23 protein-coding genes and 1 tRNA gene are annotated in these 17921 nt (G+C 68.1%); 12 read left to right on the top strand and 12 right to left on the bottom strand.

The features are described from left to right. Window positions 1-7: 7 nt before the first annotated feature. The 5 genes from JVH1_RS15735 to JVH1_RS15715 form a co-directional block, all read right to left on the bottom strand. On the bottom strand, window positions 8-439 hold the full coding sequence (locus JVH1_RS15735; RefSeq protein WP_043780629.1) for a nitroreductase family deazaflavin-dependent oxidoreductase: 432 nt from the start codon (window positions 437-439) through the stop codon (window positions 8-10). 53 nt (window positions 440-492) lie between these two features. Then, entirely contained in the window at window positions 493-810 is a 318-nt protein-coding gene (locus JVH1_RS15730; protein ID WP_371112989.1) for a type 12 methyltransferase, read from the bottom strand. Continuing rightward, entirely contained in the window at window positions 780-1049 is a 270-nt protein-coding gene (locus JVH1_RS15725; protein ID WP_009477216.1) for a hypothetical protein, read from the bottom strand. The genes JVH1_RS15730 and JVH1_RS15725 overlap by 31 nt, the downstream gene beginning before the upstream one ends. Window positions 1050-1172: 123 nt before the next feature. Continuing rightward, window positions 1173-1577, bottom strand: coding sequence for a very short patch repair endonuclease (locus JVH1_RS15720; protein ID WP_009477217.1), 405 nt, complete (start codon window positions 1575-1577; stop codon window positions 1173-1175). A 14-nt stretch (window positions 1578-1591) separates the two neighbouring features. Further along, window positions 1592-2737, bottom strand: a complete 1146-nt coding sequence (locus JVH1_RS15715; protein ID WP_043780547.1) for a DNA cytosine methyltransferase — start codon at window positions 2735-2737, stop codon at window positions 1592-1594. A 180-nt stretch (window positions 2738-2917) separates the two neighbouring features. Between JVH1_RS15715 and JVH1_RS15710 the strand changes: the two genes are divergently transcribed. Together JVH1_RS15710 and JVH1_RS15705 are read left to right on the top strand one after the other, a co-directional pair. Continuing rightward, window positions 2918-4015 (top strand): hypothetical protein, encoded by a 1098-nt coding sequence (locus JVH1_RS15710; RefSeq protein ID WP_009477219.1) that lies wholly within the window; start codon window positions 2918-2920, stop codon window positions 4013-4015. Beyond that, complete coding sequence (locus JVH1_RS15705; RefSeq protein ID WP_011596633.1) at window positions 4012-4599, top strand: putative glycolipid-binding domain-containing protein; 588 nt, start codon at window positions 4012-4014, stop codon at window positions 4597-4599. Before JVH1_RS15710 ends, JVH1_RS15705 begins: the two co-directional genes overlap by 4 nt. A gap of 51 nt (window positions 4600-4650) precedes the next feature. Here the strand turns inward: JVH1_RS15705 and JVH1_RS15700 are convergent, their stop codons facing one another. Next, on the bottom strand, window positions 4651-5619 hold the full coding sequence (locus JVH1_RS15700) for a prephenate dehydrogenase (protein ID WP_011596634.1): 969 nt from the start codon (window positions 5617-5619) through the stop codon (window positions 4651-4653). Between the two features lie 49 nt (window positions 5620-5668). Here JVH1_RS15700 and JVH1_RS15695 point away from each other — a divergent pair, with 49 nt between their 5' ends. The 6 genes from JVH1_RS15695 (at window position 5669) to JVH1_RS15670 (ending at window position 8794) form a co-directional block, all read left to right on the top strand. Further along, window positions 5669-6208 (top strand): tRNA adenosine deaminase-associated protein, encoded by a 540-nt coding sequence (locus tag JVH1_RS15695; protein ID WP_005248749.1) that lies wholly within the window; start codon window positions 5669-5671, stop codon window positions 6206-6208. Window positions 6209-6219: 11 nt separating this feature from the next. Then, complete coding sequence (locus JVH1_RS15690; protein ID WP_005561213.1) at window positions 6220-6678, top strand: nucleoside deaminase; 459 nt, start codon at window positions 6220-6222, stop codon at window positions 6676-6678. 138 nt (window positions 6679-6816) lie between these two features. Continuing rightward, window positions 6817-7008, top strand: coding sequence for a CsbD family protein (locus JVH1_RS15685; RefSeq protein ID WP_009477222.1), 192 nt, complete (start codon window positions 6817-6819; stop codon window positions 7006-7008). A 55-nt stretch (window positions 7009-7063) separates the two neighbouring features. Next, window positions 7064-7154: transfer RNA gene (locus JVH1_RS15680), tRNA-Ser, on the top strand. Window positions 7155-7245: 91 nt separating this feature from the next. Further along, window positions 7246-8040: an SDR family NAD(P)-dependent oxidoreductase gene (locus tag JVH1_RS15675; protein WP_009477223.1), complete on the top strand. Its 795-nt coding sequence runs from the start codon at window positions 7246-7248 to the stop codon at window positions 8038-8040. Window positions 8041-8110: 70 nt separating this feature from the next. After that, entirely contained in the window at window positions 8111-8794 is a 684-nt protein-coding gene (locus JVH1_RS15670) for a YceI family protein (RefSeq protein ID WP_043780553.1), read from the top strand. Here JVH1_RS15670 and JVH1_RS15665 read toward each other — a convergent pair. Next, complete coding sequence (locus JVH1_RS15665) at window positions 8726-9694, bottom strand: sterol desaturase family protein (protein ID WP_009477224.1); 969 nt, start codon at window positions 9692-9694, stop codon at window positions 8726-8728. The two genes, JVH1_RS15670 and JVH1_RS15665, sit on opposite strands and share 69 nt — an antisense overlap. Before the next feature lie 160 nt (window positions 9695-9854). On the opposite strand from JVH1_RS15665, the gene JVH1_RS15660 reads away from it, so the two are divergent. Together JVH1_RS15660 and JVH1_RS15655 are read left to right on the top strand one after the other, a co-directional pair. Then, window positions 9855-10271, top strand: a complete 417-nt coding sequence (locus JVH1_RS15660) for a VOC family protein (RefSeq protein WP_009477225.1) — start codon at window positions 9855-9857, stop codon at window positions 10269-10271. 37 nt (window positions 10272-10308) lie between these two features. Further along, complete coding sequence (locus JVH1_RS15655; protein WP_009477226.1) at window positions 10309-10806, top strand: Rrf2 family transcriptional regulator; 498 nt, start codon at window positions 10309-10311, stop codon at window positions 10804-10806. On the opposite strand, the gene JVH1_RS15650 is transcribed toward JVH1_RS15655, so the two are convergent. The 5 genes from JVH1_RS15650 to JVH1_RS15630 form a co-directional block, all read right to left on the bottom strand. Then, window positions 10772-11524 carry an IclR family transcriptional regulator gene (locus tag JVH1_RS15650; RefSeq protein ID WP_009477227.1) on the bottom strand — a complete coding sequence of 251 codons (753 nt, stop codon included), beginning with the start codon at window positions 11522-11524 and terminating at the stop codon, window positions 10772-10774. The genes JVH1_RS15655 and JVH1_RS15650 overlap by 35 nt on opposite strands. A gap of 15 nt (window positions 11525-11539) precedes the next feature. Then, window positions 11540-12499 (bottom strand): PDR/VanB family oxidoreductase, encoded by a 960-nt coding sequence (locus JVH1_RS15645; RefSeq protein WP_009477228.1) that lies wholly within the window; start codon window positions 12497-12499, stop codon window positions 11540-11542. Window positions 12500-12514: 15 nt separating this feature from the next. Next, entirely contained in the window at window positions 12515-12730 is a 216-nt protein-coding gene (locus JVH1_RS15640; RefSeq protein WP_009477229.1) for a hypothetical protein, read from the bottom strand. 18 nt (window positions 12731-12748) lie between these two features. After that, window positions 12749-13819 (bottom strand): aromatic ring-hydroxylating dioxygenase subunit alpha, encoded by a 1071-nt coding sequence (locus JVH1_RS15635; protein ID WP_009477230.1) that lies wholly within the window; start codon window positions 13817-13819, stop codon window positions 12749-12751. Window positions 13820-13954: 135 nt separating this feature from the next. Then, on the bottom strand, window positions 13955-14770 hold the full coding sequence (locus JVH1_RS15630; protein ID WP_009477231.1) for a class I SAM-dependent methyltransferase: 816 nt from the start codon (window positions 14768-14770) through the stop codon (window positions 13955-13957). A gap of 121 nt (window positions 14771-14891) precedes the next feature. Between JVH1_RS15630 and JVH1_RS15625 the strand changes: the two genes are divergently transcribed. Then, the gene (locus JVH1_RS15625) at window positions 14892-15494 is read left to right on the top strand and encodes a TetR/AcrR family transcriptional regulator (protein ID WP_005253325.1); all 603 of its coding nucleotides are present in this window, start codon (window positions 14892-14894) and stop codon (window positions 15492-15494) included. Between the two features lie 50 nt (window positions 15495-15544). After that, entirely contained in the window at window positions 15545-17899 is a 2355-nt protein-coding gene (locus JVH1_RS15620) for an MMPL family transporter (RefSeq protein WP_009477232.1), read from the top strand. Window positions 17900-17921 lie beyond the last annotated feature (22 nt).

Raw genomic sequence — 17921 nt, 5'->3', positions numbered from 1 at the left:
GGCCGAGTCAGCGGTTCGGGGTGAGCGCGATGACGGGAATCGGCCGGTCCGTCTTCTTCTGATACTCGCTGTACCGGCCGTGGTTGATCGCATTCATCGTCGCCCACATCCGGTCGTACTCCGGGTCGCCCGGCACAACCTTCCGCGCCACCACGGTGATGCGGTCGCGGCCCACTTGGATCTCGCAGGTCGGCGCGGCCAGCACGTTGTGCATCCACGCGGGCGACGTAGGCGCACCACCCTTCGACGCGACGACCAGATAGCGTGCGCCGTCACGGCCGTACGTCAACGCGGACGTCCGCGGCTTCCCGGACTTGCGGCCGACACTGTGCAACAACAGGGTCGGCATCCCGAACAGCAACCGATGCCCCACCCATCCGCCGCTGCGTTCGTAGACGAGCTGATGCAGCTGAAGGGCTTTCACGAACAAGTCGGCCACGGTGTCCTCGTCTCGGCACTCGGAACAGATCGTGCCCACACAGTAGACCGTCGTCAGGCCCGGCGAACCGCGTGCAGAACGGTGTCGTGAACGGTGACGGATTGCCCCTCGGGGTCGCGCGCCTCACGCGAGGGTGCCGCCGACACCAGGATGTCCCACTCCTCGGCGTCCAGTACGGCAGCGACCTGTTCCGGTGTGAACAGCATGTCGGGAACATTGGGCCGCCCGACGGACGTCTCCGGATCGGAAGGGTGATGTCCGACGACGAGAAGCCGCCCGCCTCGTCGGACCGCTCCGGCCAGGCGACGGTGCAGGCCGGCAACCGGCAACCGGCAACCGGCTACGGGCTGGGGAATGTGTAGATGCGGCAACCGCTCATGTTCGCCGCCGACACGACCCCGTCGGCACGCGCGTAGTCGCCCTTCGATGCAAGGTTGTTGGCGAGGGCGGCCTGGTCGTCGCAGAAACTCTGGTCCGTCGGGTTGGCTGGGGGGTTGCTGATGTAGGTGTCGCCTGGGGCAGCCACGGCAAAGGTCGCCGGACCGACGAGTGGGACGGCCGCTGCTGCAAACGCAATGGAGGCCGCCGCGACGATACGGCGGATCATCATGCGCCTCCGAAGGTGGTTCGAATGTTTGCTGTGACACCATCCTGCACCGATCGGCGGCGGGCGACCATACCCCTAGGGGTGGAAAATTCAACACCTCGACCGCCGCCGCCGGCGAAGCGGGGGTCACGCGTCGCCGAGAGCTTCCTGGACCCTGTTCGCCGCGACCACCGGATTCTCGTGCTCCCAGACCCGCACCACCGTCCACCCGGCGTCGGTCAGCCTCGTGTCGGTGTCACGATCGCGGGTGACGTTCCCGGCGAGTTTCTCGGCCCACCACTGCGCGTTGTTCTTCGGGAACGTGGCGTGCTGCGGGCAGCTGTGCCAGAAGCACCCGTCCACGTACACGGCCACCTTCCGCCGCGGAAACACCAGGTCGGCGCGCCGTCGGACACCCTTCATCGGCGCCCGGTCCACGTAGTACCGGACCCCGCGCCGGTGCAGTTCCCTGCGGAGTGCGAGTTCGGGTGCGGTGTCGCGACGCCGCTGCGCCCGCATCCGGGCGCTGGTCGCGGGATCGGTGGCGGGCATCGCGGGTCCGCCCGCTACGCGGCGGCCTCGGGGAAGCCGCCCATACGGTCGAGGTGGCTCTCGACGTCGTCGATGAACCCCGGAACGAAACGCAGATTGCCCATCCGCGCCCGCTTCAGGAAACCGGCGGTCGCGCGGGCCGACAGCAGCCGGGTGTCCTCGAGGAATCCGCTGAGATCCTCGTACGGTTCCTGCACCGGCCACGTCGAGGTGTGCACCCGGAACGCCTGACGATTGCTGCCCCACGCTGCCACCGGCCACGCGTCGCCAGGCTTCATCGGCGTCTCGATACCCCGCTCGTAGTCCGCAGGCTCGAGCAGACGCCGACCGACCCACGACGCCATCCGCACACTCACCGCGTTGCCGACGAGCTTCCACCGATGACTGTTCCGCAACCCGGGGACCAGCGCGGCGGGCGCCGTCCAGTCCGGGTCGAAGCCCTGCAGGCGTTCGGCGTCCACGAGCCCGGGCGTCACGATCTCGCCCGACGGCAGTCGCACGGCGGGCGGGCTCGCGATACCGACGGACGAACCACCCTTCAGCGTCGGAACCGCGTTGACCGCCCACCCGAGGCCACGGGTGCCCTCGGTCCAGTAGAAACCGCACGGGAAGTCGGCATGGTCGTCGACGGGACGTTCCCCGGCGTCCTCACCGAACAGCACCGCCCGGGGGTCCTCGGTGCGCGAGGCGAGCATCAGGACCCGCTGACGGCGCTGAGGGAGCCCGAACGCGCGCGCATCGACCACCCGGTACGCCCACGTGTAGCCGAGGTCCTCGAGAGCGTCCGTGATGTGCCTCATAGCCGCCCCGCGACCCAGCTGCAGCATGAACGGCACGTTCTCGATCAGGAGCCAGCGCGGACCCTTCTTCCGCTTCACCAACCGGAACACCTCGTCGACGAGGCCGGAACGCGAACCCGTGATACCGGCCGTCCGGCCCGCCTGCGAGAGGTCCTGGCACGGGAAACCGGCGGCGACGAGTTCGATGTCCCGGGGGAGGGAACGCAGCTTGGTGACATCGGAATGCACAGGGACGTCCGTGAATCGGGTACGCAGAACCGCCTGGGCGCCCGGGTCGATCTCACAGAGCAGTTCGGTGTTCCAGCCGTGCTCTCTCAGACCCAACTCGAGCCCGCCGATACCGGCGAACAGGCCCACCATGCTCCCGGTTGACGTCACGGCACCCTTCCTCACGAACCAGTCACCCGAGAACGTTACTCGAGATCTGTGCCTGCTTTGACCAACGACCCGTGAGTACTTATTAACCGCGGGGGGTTAACAAGTACTCACGGGTGGCGAAGCCACATAGACTTCCTGTAGGTGGGAGCACAGGGAGGCGCCATGATCTCGGGTTTCCGGAACCGGCCGCACCTCCTGCGCGACGCCCAGGGCAGCGGCCTCGTCGAAGCGTTCGTCATCATCGGGATCGTCACGATCCTGCTCACCCGCGCCTATCTTCACCTCACCGGTTATCCACAGGTCGGGGGCTCGTCGCTGCACATCGCGCACGTCCTGTGGGGCGGACTCGGCATGGTCGTGGCGCTGGTGACCGTGTTCTCGTTCCTCGGGATGAAACCGCGCGTCCTGGGCGTCGTGATCGGCGGCATCGGGTTCGGGTTGTTCCTCGACGAGATCGGCAAGTTCGTCACCAAATCCAACGACTACTTCTACCGGCCGTCCGTCGCGATCATGTATGTGGTGATCGTCGTGTTGCTGCTGGTCAACCGGTCGCTGCACGACGTCCGGCCGCCGACCCCGACGGAGGACGTCGCCAACGCCGCCGCCATCGCGCTCGCCGGCCTGGACCGTGGTCTGGACCGCGCACGCCGGGAGCAGGCGCTGGCGCAGCTGCGCCGGGCGGCCGCCGCGGGCGCGGACGAGGCGACGCTGACCTCGGTCCGGGATCTGCTCGCCCACTGCCCGGACCGGAACGGCCGGACCGTGCCCACCGCGCGGGAGCTGGCCCGGCGCGCGACCCCCGCGTTCGCCAAGGGTCCCGGCATGCTCTGGACCGCGGCTGTGCTCCTCACCCTGTTCTCCACCCTGGGACTGCTCAGTGCCGTGATCACACTCGACGACGACCTCCGCGGCGACGAAGGAACGGACATCACGACGGTCGGCCAGCTCACCGGGTCCGCGATCGCGTTCGTCCTGTGCTGGTCGGCGATCGTGCGACTGCGGAGCGGGAAGCTGTGGCCGTTGCAGTTCCTGCGGGCCGCGGCCCTGGTCACGGTGCTGCTCACCGAGGTGTTCGACTTCGTCGCCCAGGAGTTCGGGGCACTGCTGAACGTGGCGGTCGGACTCGGCGCGCTCGTTGTCTTCTCGTCGCGCATCGCGGTCACGGAACGAGCCCGGGCACTGGCTGTCGACAACTCTGCTACAACGAAACTCGGCCCGTTGCCACCCCGGGAGCCGTCGTCGCTTACCGTAGACAGGTGAGCATCCAAGCCTCCGGTGCCTCGACCTGGCCCGCAGTACTGACGTGGCGGGCGGACAACGCACCCCGAATGGAATCGGTGCGCGTCCAGCTCAACGGCGACCGCATCAAGGCAGCAGGTCGGATCATCGGCGGCGAGTGCCCCGAGCATCCGGCGTTCAGCGCGTCCTACGACCTCGTCACCGACGAAAGCGGAATCACCCGCAGGCTGTCGCTGCGGACGTCCGTCGCGGCCGGTGAACGGCAGATGTCGATCAGCCGGGACGAAGAGGGCACGTGGATGGTGGAGCACGGCGCCAACCACCAGCGGTCCACGTTCGACGGCGCCCTCGACGTCGACATGGTGCTCAGCCCGTTCTTCAACGCCCTGCCCATCCGGCGGTACGGACTGCACCTCGGATCCGAGGACGTCGAGGTCCCCGTCGTCTACGTGAACCTCCTGGACCTGCGGGTCGAGGGCGCGATCCTCACCTACAGCAGCGGTCCGGACGGCATCCACGTGCTGTCGCCGGTGTCGAGTTCCTCGGTGACCGTCGACCGCGACGGGTTCATCATCGACTACCCGGGCCTGGCCGAACGGATATAGGCGGCGCAGCCGCCCGTGCGTGGTTGACGAGTCTCTGGACTCGTCGAGCACTCACAGGCGGCGGAGCCGTCCTCCCCGCCGACCCGCATCACGCATGTCGTCGATCCAGCCTTCGCGGCCGGGAACGATGCCGGTGATCTCCCACGTCTCCTGGTTGTCGTACGTCAGGCGTGCGGTGTGGCCGGCCTCGACGAGCGTCGCCGTCGACGACTGTTCCGCCAGTTCGGTCCGCGCGTCCTGCAGCAGTACCAATGCTTCGTCCAGGGCGATCAGCAGGGCGTCCCGGTTGCCTTCGCACATGGCCCGGACGAGTCCGGGCGCGCTGCCCGCCACGCGGGTGCCGTCGCGGAACGAGCCGGCCGCCAGGCCCAGGGCCAGCGGTCCGCCACGGGCACCGGTGATCGCGAGGGTCTCGGCCAGCAGGTGCGGCAGGTGCGAGATGCGCGCGACCGCCCGGTCGTGTTCGGCGGACTCGGCGGGCACGACGACGGAACCGCAGTCCAACGCGAGTTGCGCGACCTGTGTCCAGATGGCGGGGTCGACGCCGTCGTCGGTGCCGACCACCCACACGGCCTCCCGGAACAGGTCGGCGCTGCCGACGCTCCACCCGGACGCCGACGTTCCGGCCATGGGGTGCCCGCCCACGTAGCGGTCGGCGAGTCCCTGACGGGCTGCCGCCGCCGCGACCTCCGCCTTGACGCTGACGACGTCGGTGATCGAGCAGTTCGATGCGTACAGGGCGATCGCGGTGAGCGTGGCGGCGACCGCGGGCACGGGGACCGCGATCACGATCAGCGCCGACTCGGCCGACGCGCGCTGGAGTACCGCGACCAGATCGGTGTCGGCGTCGAAACCGTCCGCCCGGGCGGCGTCGACGGACGGCGCGGATCGGTTGTGACCCCACGCTTCGCGGCCCGCCCGGACCGCCGCACGCAGCAGTGAACCGCCGATCAAGCCCAGGCCGAGCACGCACACCGGAGGTGCGGAAGGGGTATCAGACACCCGAACAGGTTGGCACATTCGAGTGCGGACTTCATTTACCGGCACCCCGCGGGCTACCGTTGCGCTCATGGGTGCACAGCGCGCGGAAAACAACAGCGCCTCCTCGGATCGGGCAGAGGATCTGGAGGGCTTCGGTGTCGCGGTAGTACACGAGGACGGCCGGTGGAAGGTCAAGGCCCTCACTTCGGCTGCTCTGACCAGTCTCAGCGTCGCGGAGGAGGAGCTTCGGGCCCTCCGTAGCGCGGGCGCGTTCTTCGGTCTGCTGGACGTGGACGACGAATTCTTCGTCGTGCTCCGGCCTGCGCCGTCGGGAACGCGTCTGCTGCTGTCCGACGCCACCGCGGCCATCGACTACGACATCGCCGCCGACGTCCTCGAGGCGCTCAACATCGAGGTCCCGGACATCGACCCGGACGAACTCGACGACATCGAGCCGTGGGAGGAGGGTGACCTGTCGCTGCTCGCCGACCTCGGTCTGCCCGAACCCGTTCTGGCTGTCATCACGTCCGAGACGGACCTGTATCCCGACGAGCAGCTCGGGATGATCGCGCAGCGGCTCGGGTTCACCACGGAGCTGGCCGGGGTTCTCGACAAGCTTCCCCGGTAGTTCCACGCGCCGTGACTCTTCAGGACGACGAGCGGATGATCCGCGCGGCGATCGAGGCGGCCCGCGCCGCCACCGACGCCGACGTGCCCGTGGGTGCGGTGGTGTTCGACGCCGACGGTGTGGAGGTGTCGCGGGCCGTGAACTCGCGGGAGGCGATGTCGGATCCGACGGCGCACGCGGAGATCATCGCGTTGCGGGCCGCCGCGCGGGTATACGGCGACGGGTGGCGCCTCGAGGGGGCGACGCTCGCGGTGACGCTGGAGCCGTGCACGATGTGCGCGGGTGCGCTCGTGCTGGCCCGGATCTCCCGGGTGGTGTTCGGGGCGTGGGAGCCGAAGACCGGTGCCGTCGGCTCCCTGTGGGATGTGGTCCGCGACCGCCGTCTCACCCACCGACCGCAGGTCAGGGGCGGTGTTCTCGAGGACGAATGCGCCGGCATCCTCGAAGACTTCTTTCGTGAGCGGCGCTGACCGGTTTCAAACTCTTTCGTGGGGTACTCGACACAATGTGGCCGGGTCCGCATGACCCGTGCTTCGCTGGAGACAGGCGCCGACGAGGCGCCGCCGGACCCGTTCCCGGGTTCGAAATCGGATTCACGGAGGTATCTCGTGGGAATCGCAGACAAAGCTTCGAACAAGGCGGAAGACCTCAAGGGCCAGGCGAAGGAAGCCACCGGCAAAGCCACTGGCGATCCGGACCTGCGCGACGAGGGCAAGGCCGACCAGGCGTCCTCGGCGGTGAAGGATGCCGGCGAGAAGGTCAAAGACGCCGCCAAGAACCTCAAGGACAAGCTGACTTAAACGGCTTCACCTGGCGATTTCGGGCTCGGGCGTCACATCCGGTAAAGTCACCGGCGGTGGCGTGTCCGAGCGGCCTAAGGAGCACGCCTCGAAAGCGTGTGACGGGTAACCCCCGTCCGAGGGTTCAAATCCCTCCGCCACCGCCAAAGCTCCCCACCTGCACACGCAGGTGGGGAGTTTTTGTGTATCCGGGCCGGGCATGTTCGTTAGCGTGTCCTGGAGGGAAGGGGCACCGACATGCGCATCGACTCGACGGGCAGAACGGCGCTGGTCACCGGTTCGACGCAGGGCATCGGCGCCGCGATCGCAGCGGGCCTCGCCCGCTCCGGCGCGCGGGTGGCGATCAACGGCCGCACCGAGAGATCCGTGAGTTGGGCGATCGAACGACTGCGGGCCGAGGTCCCGGACGGCGAATTCGTTCCGGCGGCCGCCGACGTCACGACGGACGAGGGCGCGCGGCGGGTCCTGGAGATCGTTCCGAGCGTGGACATCCTGGTCAACAACCTCGGGATCTTCGGCTCCCAGCCGGCCCTGGAGATCGACGACGACGAGTGGCGGCGTTACTTCGAGGTGAACGTGCTGTCCGCGATCCGGCTGACCCGCCTGGTCCTGCCCGGCATGGTCGAACGGTCCTGGGGCCGGGTCCTCGACATCGCCAGTGACTCCGCGATCGTCATTCCCGCCGAGATGATCCATTACGGGATGTCGAAGACGGCGCTGCTGGCGGTCTCACGGGGATTCGCGAAAGAGGCGGCGGGGACGGGTGTCACGGTCAATTCGGTTCTGGCCGGCCCCACCCACACGGGTGGTGTGGAGGATTTCGTCTACAGCCTGGTCGACACGGACCTGCCGTGGGACGAGGCGCAGCGCGAGTTCATGAAGAAGTACCGGCCGCAGTCGTTGCTGCAGCGCCTCATCGAGCCGGAGGAGATCGCGAACATGGTCGTCTACCTCAGTTCGGCGCAGGCGTCGGCGACCACCGGTGCCGCGGTGCGGGTCGACGGCGGCTACATCGATTCCATCGTCCCGTGACCGCCGGTTCACAGCACTCTCGCAGGTCGTACCGAGTGACATCCATTGAAGCTGCAACTAGCCTGATCTCATGAAAAAGCTGTGGTGGTTGGTCGGCGCAGTTGTCATCGTCGTGATCGCGGTGCTGGTGGGACCGTGGTTCTACGGCCAATTCATCGCAGAGGACGACGCACCGGCGGCCTCGGTGTCGACCGAGGGTGCGGAGGCGGCCACAGGATCGGTCGACGGGCAGTGGACCGTCACACCGGGGCAGGGCTCCAACCAGACTGCGGCGGGGTACACCGTCCACGAGATCCTCAACGGCGCGAGCGTCACGGTGGTCGGGTCGACCGCCGACGTGACCGGCAACGCGACCGTCGAGGATGAGAAACTCACCGCGGGCGAGGTGACCGTGCAGGTGGCGACCATCGCGACCGATCAGTCCCGCCGCGACAACCAGTTCCGCGGCAACGTCATGGACACCGGGACGTTCCCGACCGCCACGTTCACCGTCGATTCCCCGGTCGATCTGTCCGGGCTGCCTGCGGACGGCTCCGTGGGAACGGTCTCAGCCCAGGGCACGCTGACGCTCAAGGGGCAGTCGCGTCCGGTGACGGTCGACATCGACGTGCTGCGTTCCGGCGACGACCTCATCGCCTCGGGCAGCATCCCGGTCACCTGGACGGACTTCGGTGTGACGCCGCCGTCACTGGGCTTCGTGACCGTGGACGGCGACGGCACGGTCGACTTCCTGGTCAGCTTCGCGCGTTCCTGACGGGGCCCAGCCGGGCGGTCCGAACACGTAGCCGAGCTTGTCGCGCCACGACGACGCCCGGCGCCAGTCGCGGACGATGGCACCGTATTCGCGGGTCTGCAGCTTCCAGATGTTGTAGGTGCCTACCGGTGTGGTGAGTCCGTAGGTGGGGCGGTGGGTTTCGGGTTGGAACGTGCCGAACATCCGGTCCCACACGATGAGGATGCCTGCGTAGTTGCGGTCGAGGTATTCGGGGTCGCAGCCGTGGTGAACGCGGTGATGCGAGGGAGTGTTGAACACGAACTCGACGGGCCGGGGCAGCTTGTCGATGCGCTCGGTGTGGACGAAGAATTGGTAGACGAGGTTCACGGAGAATCCGATGAACACCATCCACGGCGGAATGCCGATCAGCGGCAACGGAATCCACATCAGGATTTCGGCGCTGTTGTTCCACTTCTGGCGGAGCGCGGTGGAGAAGTTGAAGTACTCACTCGAATGGTGTGCCTGGTGGGTGGCCCAGATCAGGCGGATGCGGTGCGCCATCCGGTGATACGCGTAGAACAGCGCGTCGACACCGAGGATGAGGATCACCCACGTGTACCAGGCGTCCGCGGGTAGGTGCCACGGCGCGACGTACACCCAGATGGCGGAGTACCCGATCAGGGCCAGTAGCTTCCAGAACGTGGTCGTCAGGACGGACACGGCGCCCATCGACACGCTCGCCCGCGCGTCGCGGCGCTCGTAACCGCCGCGCACCGGGCGGGACCGTCCGTCGGGGTCGAACGTCGCGTCCTCGAGGTGCCGGGCCGCGAACCATTCGATGGCGAGGAACAGCACGAACGCCGGGATGGCCAGCGTCACCGGCTCGTGCAGGGGCGTCAGCAGCGCCGAATTCCACGCCGACGTCACGGTCTCCCACATGCTGCTTCCTCCACAAGACGATCGTCCAGTTCAATGTACCTCGGAGTGACACGCATCACTATCCGCCCCGATTCGAAAATAAAAGTGCTCATTGGATGCGCACTTTGCCGCGGAGAATGAATTCCGTCAGCACGAACCGGATCAGGCGAAAGGACTCATCATGTTGCGAGGACTCACCACCGTCAGCCTCTTCGCCGACGACATCCCGGCGGCCCGCGAGTGGTACAGCGCCCTGCTCGGTATCACCCCGTACTTCGAACGCCCCGACTCCGACAACCCGGCGTACATCGAGTACCGGATCGGGGATTACCAGCACGAGCTCGGCATCATCGACCGTCGATACGCCCCGCACGGAGCCGCGGACGGCCCGTCCGGCGTGGTGGTGTTCTGGCACGTCGACGACGTGACCGCCGCCGTCGAGAAGCTGCTGTCGATGGGGGCGAAAGAGCACGAGCCGCGCACCGAACGAGAGTCGGGATTCGTCACCGCCTCCGTCGTGGACCCGTTCGTCAACATCCTCGGCGTCATGTACAACCCGCACTACCTGGACGTCCTGGGTTCGCGCGGCGAAGCGTGAGTTGCCCGTTTTCATACTTGGATGGTAGGAATTCGGTGTGCACATCACCGCAAAGGTGGACTACGCCGTGCGGACGCTGATCGAACTGGCCGCTGCCGGGCCGTCCCCGTCCAAGGCCGAGTTCCTGGCACAGTCGCAGACGATTCCGCACAAGTTCCTCGAGGCCGTCCTCGCCGACCTCCGGCGCGGGGGACTGGTCAACAGCAGACGCGGACCCGACGGCGGCTACTGGCTGGCCCGGCCCGCCGAGGACATCACGATCGCCGACGTCATCCGGACCGTCGAGGGTCCGCTGGCGTCGGTGCGGGGGGAGCGCCCCGAGGACGTCGACTACTGCGGGCCGGCCGCCAAACTGCAGGACGTGTGGATCGCGGTGCGGGTGAACCTGCGCGCCGTGCTCGAAAACGTGAGCCTCGCGGACGTGGCGAACGGGCAGCTGCCGGGTTTCCTCACCACCCTGACGTCCGACCCGGGGGCCTGGGAGCGTCGCACCCGGCCGGCTACGACGGCTGACGAGGGCGCAGCGCGCGGCTGATCGTCCGGCCGGCCGCACGCACCAGCGGGACCAGCGCGTTCAGTGACGCGTTCTCCGCCGACACCACCAGCGACACAGCCGCGACCGCCGCTCCGGGACGCTCGAAGATCGGGGCCGCGACGGAGACCGCGTCCATGGTCACCTGACGATCACTGATCGCGACCTCGGATCGGCGGATCTCGGCGAGCGTCCGCCGCAGAACGACGGGGTCGGTGACGGTCCGGTCGGTGAACTTCTCGATCGGCCCGCTCAGCACCTGCTCCTGCACGTCGGCGGGCATGTACGCGAGCAGGGCGAGGCCGATGCCGGACGCCGTCAGCGGGAACCTGCCGCCGACGCGGGTCTGGACGGGCACGGCCTTCTGTCCGGCGATGCGTTCGACGAACACGACCTCGGTGCCCTCGGCGATGCCGAGCTGGACGTTCTCCCGCGTGATCTGCGACAGGTCCTCCATCACCGGCATCGCGAGTTCGCGCAGCATCGTGCCGCGCGGTGCGAGCGACGCGATCTCCCACAGCTTGAGCCCGACCGTGAAGCGGCCGCTGCTGTCACGTTCGAGGGCGCCCCATTCGATGAGGTCGCTGGTCAGCCGGTGCACGGTGCTCAGCGGGTATCCGGACTTACGCGACAGATCGCTGAGGGTCAGCCGCGGCGTGGACGGGGTGAAGAGCTCGAGGAGCCGCAAGGAGCGAATGGTCACCGATCCGGTGATCGCCATTGCTCGTTCTCCGTCTCACAGTTCCAGCGTCAGACGTGGACAGCTCGCACGCGAGACGCAGATCATCATAGTGTCGTTGGCAGCCTGCTCGTCCGCTGTGAGCAGGGAATCCCGGTGATCGACAGTACCGCCGAGCACGGCCGTCTCGCAGGTTCCGCAGGTCCCCTCCTCGCAGGACGACAGGACCTGGACGCCGGCGGCGGTGACGGCCTGCAGGATCGACTGCTCGGGTGTCACCGTCACGGTCTTGCCGCTCAGCCTCAGCTCCACCTCGAACCCCTCGGCCCGAACCGGTTCCTCGAGATCCTTCGCCGCGAAGCGCTCGATGTGCAGCGCGCCGGACGGCCAGCTGTCGCAGTGACCGGTGACGGCGTCGAGCAGCGGGGCGGGCCCGCAGCAGTAGACGAGGGTGTTCTCCCGGACGTCGCCGAGCAGCCCCGGTAGGTCGATGAGGCCGTGCTCGTCCTCGGGGTGGACCACCACCCGGTCGCCGAACCGCTCGGCGAGTGCGTCGGCGAACGCCATCGAACTGCGGCTGCGTCCGCCGTAGACGAGGGTCCAGTCGGCGCCGGCGTTCTCCGCGGCGTGCGCCATGGTGAGGATCGGCGTGATCCCGATGCCGCCCGCGACGAACACGTACCGCGGTGACGGCTCGAGCTCGAAATGGTTGCGCGGTCCCCGGACCGTGACGTGGTCGCCCTCGCTCAGCTTGTCGTGCACGAACTGCGAGCCGCCGCGGCCCATCGCCTCCCGCAGCACGGCGACGCGCCAGGTCCCGGTGTCGGCCGGGTCGCCGCACAGCGAGTACTGGCGGGTGAGCTCCGGCGTCAGCACCAGATCGATGTGCGCACCCGGCGTCCACGCGGGCAGGGCGGCGCCGGACGGGTCGCGGAACTCCAGGACGACGACGCCGTCGGCGCCGGTGGTCTTGGAGGTCAGCTCCAGCTCGAGCACGGGTTCGGGTGGGATAGGCATGGCGGTCTCTCCGGGTCAGACGGGAACGGGAGCGGATTCCGGCGCCGCGGGCAGCGGCGTGGCAGGCGCCGGCGGATCGGCGGGGTGGTGTCCCTCGGGGTGGGCGAGCAACCACTCCCAGAGGGCGGCGGGTTCTTCCGCCACGTGGCGCGCGCCGCAGTGGCACTCGCCCTCGAGCAGGTCCGACCCCGGAAGCCAGACGATGCGCATCACGTTGGCCCCGCGGAGCATCCTGGTCGGTTCCACGGCTCAGCCCACCGCCGCGGTGACGGCCTGCGGCGCGTCGACCAGCTTCTTCAGGATCCGCCGAGCGCCGAGGCCGCCGGCGTCGATGTTGATCGACAGCTCCTGGTAGCCGTCCTTCTCCGTGTCGAGCGCCTTCTGCAGAATGTTCAGCGCCACGACGTCCTGCATCACGACGGTCCGGTTGTTCTCGGCGAGGAACGTCGTAACGGCGTCGTCGCCGACTGCGAAGTCGCGGGCCACGGCCCAGAAGTCGAGGGTGGAATTCTCCGTCGACGGGGTGATCGCGTAGACGATCTCGCTGTGGAACGCGTGCGGGTCGGAGCCGTCGTCGCCGGGCAGGGGCGCGCCGATCGGGGCGATGCGGCTGTGCAGCAGGTACAGGCACGGCGGCGTGTACTCGATGTCCTGCCAGCGGGTGATGCGTCCCTCGATGCCCGTGGACTTGGAGTAGAACGGCGGGCACTCGGCGTCGTCCATGTGCCGGGACACGTAGATGACGTTCCGGTCCTCGTCGATCTCCGTGGTGATCGGGGTTTCCGCCACCTCGGGGGTGCCGATGTAGCCGCCGTGCAGGTACGTCTCGTGCGACAGGTCCATCAGGTTGTCGACGAGCAGGCCGTAGTTGCAGTCGATCGGTTCCATGCCGCTGACCACGGTGTAGTCGGGGGAATCCATCCACGGCGCGCGGGGGATGCGCGTCGGGTCGCCCTGCTGGGGGTTCTGCGGGTCGGCGATCCAGACCCACACGAACGAGTCCTGCTCGACCACCTGGTACGAGCGCAGCCGCGCGGTGCGGGGGACGCGTGCCTGGCCGGGCACGAACACGCAACCGCCGTCGCTGCCGTAGGTGAAACCGTGATAGCCGCAGACCACCTTGTCGCCGTCGAGCCGGCTCGGCGCTTCGGACAGCGGGTAGCGGCGGTGCACGCACCGGTCGCTCATCGCGACGGCCTCGCCGGCCTCGGTCCGCCAGAACAGGATCGGCTCCTCGCAGATGGTGCGGGAGAACAGTTCGCGTCCGACCTCACGGCCGTAGGCTGCGACGTACCACTGGTTGCGGGCGATCGTGGACATGGGGCCTCCGGAATATGCTGGGCTGCTGCGTTATTCGTGACGCCGGACTCGGTGGTGCGTCAGCGTCGTCTCCACCACTGTGCGGCACCGGAGGTGATCCACCACACTCGGTTTCCGAATGTCGGAAGGGTTTCGTCAGGGCTTGCGAACGAGGTAGGCGAACATCGTCACCGACATGTGGAAGTCGCCGCTGCGGGCGGCGGCGTTCAACTGGTCCAGCAGTGCGGCGCTCTGCGCGTCGGTGATTGCCCCCTCGGCGATCGCCGCCGCGGTCATCATCTGGACGAGTGGGCCGGTCACGTCGCCCGGATCCTGGATCAACGCCTCCGTGCCGATATCCTCGACGACGAGCCCGGCGGAGGTGAGCTGCCCCGGGAGCAATCGTCCGGAGTGCGGGTTCGCGGTGTGCGAGAGCATCACGTCCATGATCTTCTGCAGGACCACGGGATCGCCGGGGTGCATGATCGCGGTTCCCCAGTCGCTGTCGACGATGACGCCGCGCCCGCCCGGTCGCAGAACTCGGGCCACTTCCGCCGCCGCGCGATCCGGTTCGCTCAGGTGCTGGAAAACCCGCTCACTCCGCACGACGTCGAGGCGGTCGTCGGGGAACGGCAGCGAGTAGGCGTCGCCGATTACGAACTGCGCCGTCGAGCCCTCCTCCTCGGCCCGCTCCCGGGCGAGGAGGGCCATACCGGGATTGGGATCGAGCCCGATCGCGCGACCCGACGCGGTGACCGCGGCGGCGAGGGCCCGCGTCTCCGACCCTGTGCCCGATCCGAGGTCGAGTGCGCTCTCGCCCGGCTGCACGTGCAGGGCGGCAAGCGACCACTCGCGCAGTCGCCGGATTCCCGGGCGCGCGGCCTGCAGGTCGAGGACGGCGGCGAGTTGGTCCAGGGCGGCGCGGTCGATCTCGTCCGCCCGGAACGACAGCGGCGCCGTCGGATCGGACATGAATCCACCGTAACGCCGCGGTGACTCCCGACACAGTGCTGCGCGGACTGTGGGCAAGAACATAAAAGTTGCACTCTCGCGCAAATTTGCAGAGCCCTGCAAGTTCTGTACCGTCGGTGTAGTGATTTCGGAAATCGGACTGCGGGACCGCAAGAAGGCCGCCACGCGCGCAGCCCTCAGCGGCGCCGCCGCACGCCTGGCCCGCGCGCTGGGCATCGAATGCGTCACTGCCGACGCCATAGCGTCCGAGGCGGGGGTCTCGACTCGGACGTTCCACAACTACTTCTCCAGCAAGGAGGAGGCGGTACTCGCGCACTTCGAGCAGTCCGTCCACGACTGGGTGGACCTGCTCCGCGCCCGCCCCGAGGACGAGCCGATCTGGGATTCCCTCGAGCACGTGGTGGTCCAGATCGTCACCGATCCGGCGAAACCGCTCGAAGAGACCGCGGTGATGATGGAACTCGTCGAGACCAGCCCCGCGCTGCTCGCGAAGAAACTCGAAGTGCACCTGCGCGTCACCCGTCTGGTCGGTGAGGTGATCGCCGAACGCACGGGCACGAACATCGACACCGACCTCTACCCCAACCTGCTGCACCTGGCGGTCGGGTCGGCGTGTAAGGCGTCGCTCGACCTGTGGATGAGTGGCAAGTCCGGTGCGAGCGGACCCGAAGAACTCGTCCGCGACGCCATGCGTCAACTCCGTCAGGGAATCCCGCAGCCGTAGCCGGCTGCCCCGAATCACTCTTCGTTCCACCGACTCAGAAGGAGCCTCTCGTGGCCACCTATCTCTATCGGATCGGCAGATTCGCCTACCGGCGAAAAGGCGCGGTCCTCAGCGTCTGGTTGGTGATCCTGGTCCTCATGGGCGTCGGCGCGGCAACGCTGTCCGGGCCCACGAAGGACTCGTTCTCCATCCCGGGCACCCCCGCGCAGCAGGCGCAGGACCTGATGGCCGAACGCTTCCCCGAGGCCGCGGGCAGCGACCCGATGAACGCCGTCAGCGCGCGTTACGTGTTCGCCGCTCCCGAGGGGCAGACCCTCGAGAGCGAGCAGAGTCAGCAGGCGATGGACGCGGTGCTCGCCAAGGTGCGCGGCATCGAACAGGTCCAGGACGCCGCCAAGGTCGATCCCGCCACCGCCTCGGGCGCCGACGCCGCGAAGGCACTGGTCAACCCCGTCACCGCGAACGAGCAGCTCGTCGAGATGGCGAAGTCCACCGCGGCCGACAAGGGAATCAGTGAGGACGCCGCCCTCGCGAACGCGCAGGCGCTGTCTCCGCTCAACGCCGACAAGACCGTCGGCTACGTCGAGGTGCCGTTCAAGGGCGGCATGGGCGACGTCGACCAGGCTCTGCGCGACCAGATCTCGGCCGCGGCCGACGCCGGCCGCAACGCCGGACTGACCGTCGAGATCAGTGGTTCCGCCGCCAACGAAGCCGAGCCGCCCGGCGGCGCCACCGAACTCGTCGGTATCGGCGTGGCCGCTGTCGTGCTCGCGCTCACGTTCGGTTCGCTGGTCGCCGCGGGTCTGCCGTTGATCACCGCGATCATCGGCATCATGATCGGCAGCCTCGGAATCACCGTCGCCACCGGATTCACCGACCTCAGCTCGATGACACCCACGCTGGCCATCATGATCGGCCTGGCCGTCGCCATCGACTACTCGCTGTTCATCGTGTCCCGTTTCCGACACGAGCTTTCGCTCACCGACGACCGCTCGGAAGCGGCCGGACGTGCCGTCGGCACCGCCGGTTCCGCCGTGGTGTTCGCCGGTCTCACGGTGATCATCGCCCTGATCGCGCTGCGCGTCGTCGGCATCCCGTTCCTCTCCGACATGGGTGCGGCCGCCGCGTTCACGGTGTTCATCGCCGTCTCGATCGCGTTGACGCTCCTGCCCGCGATCCTCGGACTGTTCGGGAAGAAGGCGTTCGCAGGCAAGATCCCGTTCCTCAGCAGTCGTGACCTCGAGGACGACGAGGGCAAGCCGAGCCTCGCCCTGCGGTACATCAGCGCCGTGGTCCGCAGGCCCGCGATTCCGCTGATCGCCGGAGTCGTGGTGCTCGGGGCGCTCGCCATCCCCGCGACCGGCCTGAGCCTGGCCCTGCCCAGTGAGGGCACCGGCGACCCCGCCACCAGCTCCCGGCAGGCCTACGACCTCGTGAGCGAAGGCTTCGGACCCGGCAAGAACGGTCCGCTGCTCGTCGTCGTCGACGCCAAGGACGTCACCACCGGCACGCCGTCGGAGGCGTTCGGTGAGGTCGTGAAGACCATCACCGCGCAGGACGACGTGTCCAACGCGCAGGTCGTCGGCGTGAACAAGGCCGGTGACACCGCGCAGATCCTGGTGACGCCGAGCAGCGCCCCCAGCGATCCGGCGACGATGGATCTGGTGAACAACATCCGCGGTGCGGAGGCGGACCTGCACGACTCGATCGGCGTCGACTACGGCGTCACCGGGCAGACCGCGCTCGAAGGCGACGTGTCCGAGACGCTGCAGGACGCGCTGATCCCGTACCTCGCGGTGGTCGTGGGCCTCGCCTTCCTCCTGCTGCTGCTGGTGTTCCGCTCGGTGCTCGTGCCGCTGACGGCCACCCTCGGCTTCCTGCTCAGCGTCGCGGCCACGTTCGGTGCCACCGTCGCGGTGTTCCAGGAGGGCTGGGGCGGCATCATCTCCAACCCGCAGCCGATCGTCAGCTTCATGCCGATCTTCCTGATCGGCGTCGTGTTCGGTCTCGCGATGGACTACCAGGTGTTCCTGGTGACCCGGATGCGGGAGGAATACGTCCACGGCGCAACCGCGAAGCAGGCCGTCACCGTCGGTTTCAACCACGGTGCCCGGGTGGTCAGCGCCGCCGCGGTCATCATGATCTCGGTGTTCGCGGCCTTCATCGCCGAGCCGAACTCGTTCATCAAGTCGATCGGTTTCGCCCTGGCGGCGGCCGTGTTCTTCGACGCCTTCGTCGTGCGCATGGTGATCATCCCGTCCGTGATGGCACTGCTCGGCGACAAGGCCTGGTGGCTGCCGAAGTGGCTGGACAAGATCCTGCCCAACGTCGACATCGAGGGCGAGAAACTGAAGAAGGTCCTGCACGACGCGGACGAATCGCTAGTAGGCGCTTCGCGCCCGTGAGTGGTTGAGGAGTCTCTGGACT

Source organism: Rhodococcus sp. JVH1 (assembly GCF_000280725.2).
Classification (GTDB): Bacteria; Actinomycetota; Actinomycetes; order Mycobacteriales; family Mycobacteriaceae; genus Rhodococcus_F; species Rhodococcus_F jostii_A.
Note: the sequence above shows the minus strand (reverse complement) of the source record. Positions and strands in the feature narration are given on the sequence as shown.

Bases quoted from the DNA above. Each gene is read 5' to 3' on its own strand.
- JVH1_RS15710 (WP_009477219.1), top strand. From the start codon at position 2,918: ATGATCTCGGGTTTCCGGAACCGGCCGCACCTCCTGCGCGACGCCCAG.
- JVH1_RS15700 (WP_011596634.1), bottom strand. From the start codon at position 5,619: ATGTGCCAACCTGTTCGGGTGTCTGATACCCCTTCCGCACCTCCGGTG.
- JVH1_RS15715 (WP_043780547.1), bottom strand. From the start codon at position 2,737: ATGGTGGGCCTGTTCGCCGGTATCGGCGGGCTCGAGTTGGGTCTGAGA.
- JVH1_RS15630 (WP_009477231.1), bottom strand. From the start codon at position 14,770: ATGTCCGATCCGACGGCGCCGCTGTCGTTCCGGGCGGACGAGATCGAC.
- JVH1_RS15640 (WP_009477229.1), bottom strand. From the start codon at position 12,730: ATGCTCCGCGGGGCCAACGTGATGCGCATCGTCTGGCTTCCGGGGTCG.
- JVH1_RS15725 (WP_009477216.1), bottom strand. From the start codon at position 1,049: ATGATGATCCGCCGTATCGTCGCGGCGGCCTCCATTGCGTTTGCAGCA.
- JVH1_RS15695 (WP_005248749.1), top strand. From the start codon at position 5,669: ATGGGTGCACAGCGCGCGGAAAACAACAGCGCCTCCTCGGATCGGGCA.
- JVH1_RS15660 (WP_009477225.1), top strand. From the start codon at position 9,855: ATGTTGCGAGGACTCACCACCGTCAGCCTCTTCGCCGACGACATCCCG.
- JVH1_RS15720 (WP_009477217.1), bottom strand. From the start codon at position 1,577: ATGCCCGCCACCGATCCCGCGACCAGCGCCCGGATGCGGGCGCAGCGG.
- JVH1_RS15665 (WP_009477224.1), bottom strand. From the start codon at position 9,694: ATGTGGGAGACCGTGACGTCGGCGTGGAATTCGGCGCTGCTGACGCCC.
- JVH1_RS15635 (WP_009477230.1), bottom strand. From the start codon at position 13,819: ATGTCCACGATCGCCCGCAACCAGTGGTACGTCGCAGCCTACGGCCGT.
- JVH1_RS15670 (WP_043780553.1), top strand. From the start codon at position 8,111: ATGAAAAAGCTGTGGTGGTTGGTCGGCGCAGTTGTCATCGTCGTGATC.
- JVH1_RS15650 (WP_009477227.1), bottom strand. From the start codon at position 11,524: ATGGCGATCACCGGATCGGTGACCATTCGCTCCTTGCGGCTCCTCGAG.
- JVH1_RS15645 (WP_009477228.1), bottom strand. From the start codon at position 12,499: ATGCCTATCCCACCCGAACCCGTGCTCGAGCTGGAGCTGACCTCCAAG.
- JVH1_RS15675 (WP_009477223.1), top strand. From the start codon at position 7,246: ATGCGCATCGACTCGACGGGCAGAACGGCGCTGGTCACCGGTTCGACG.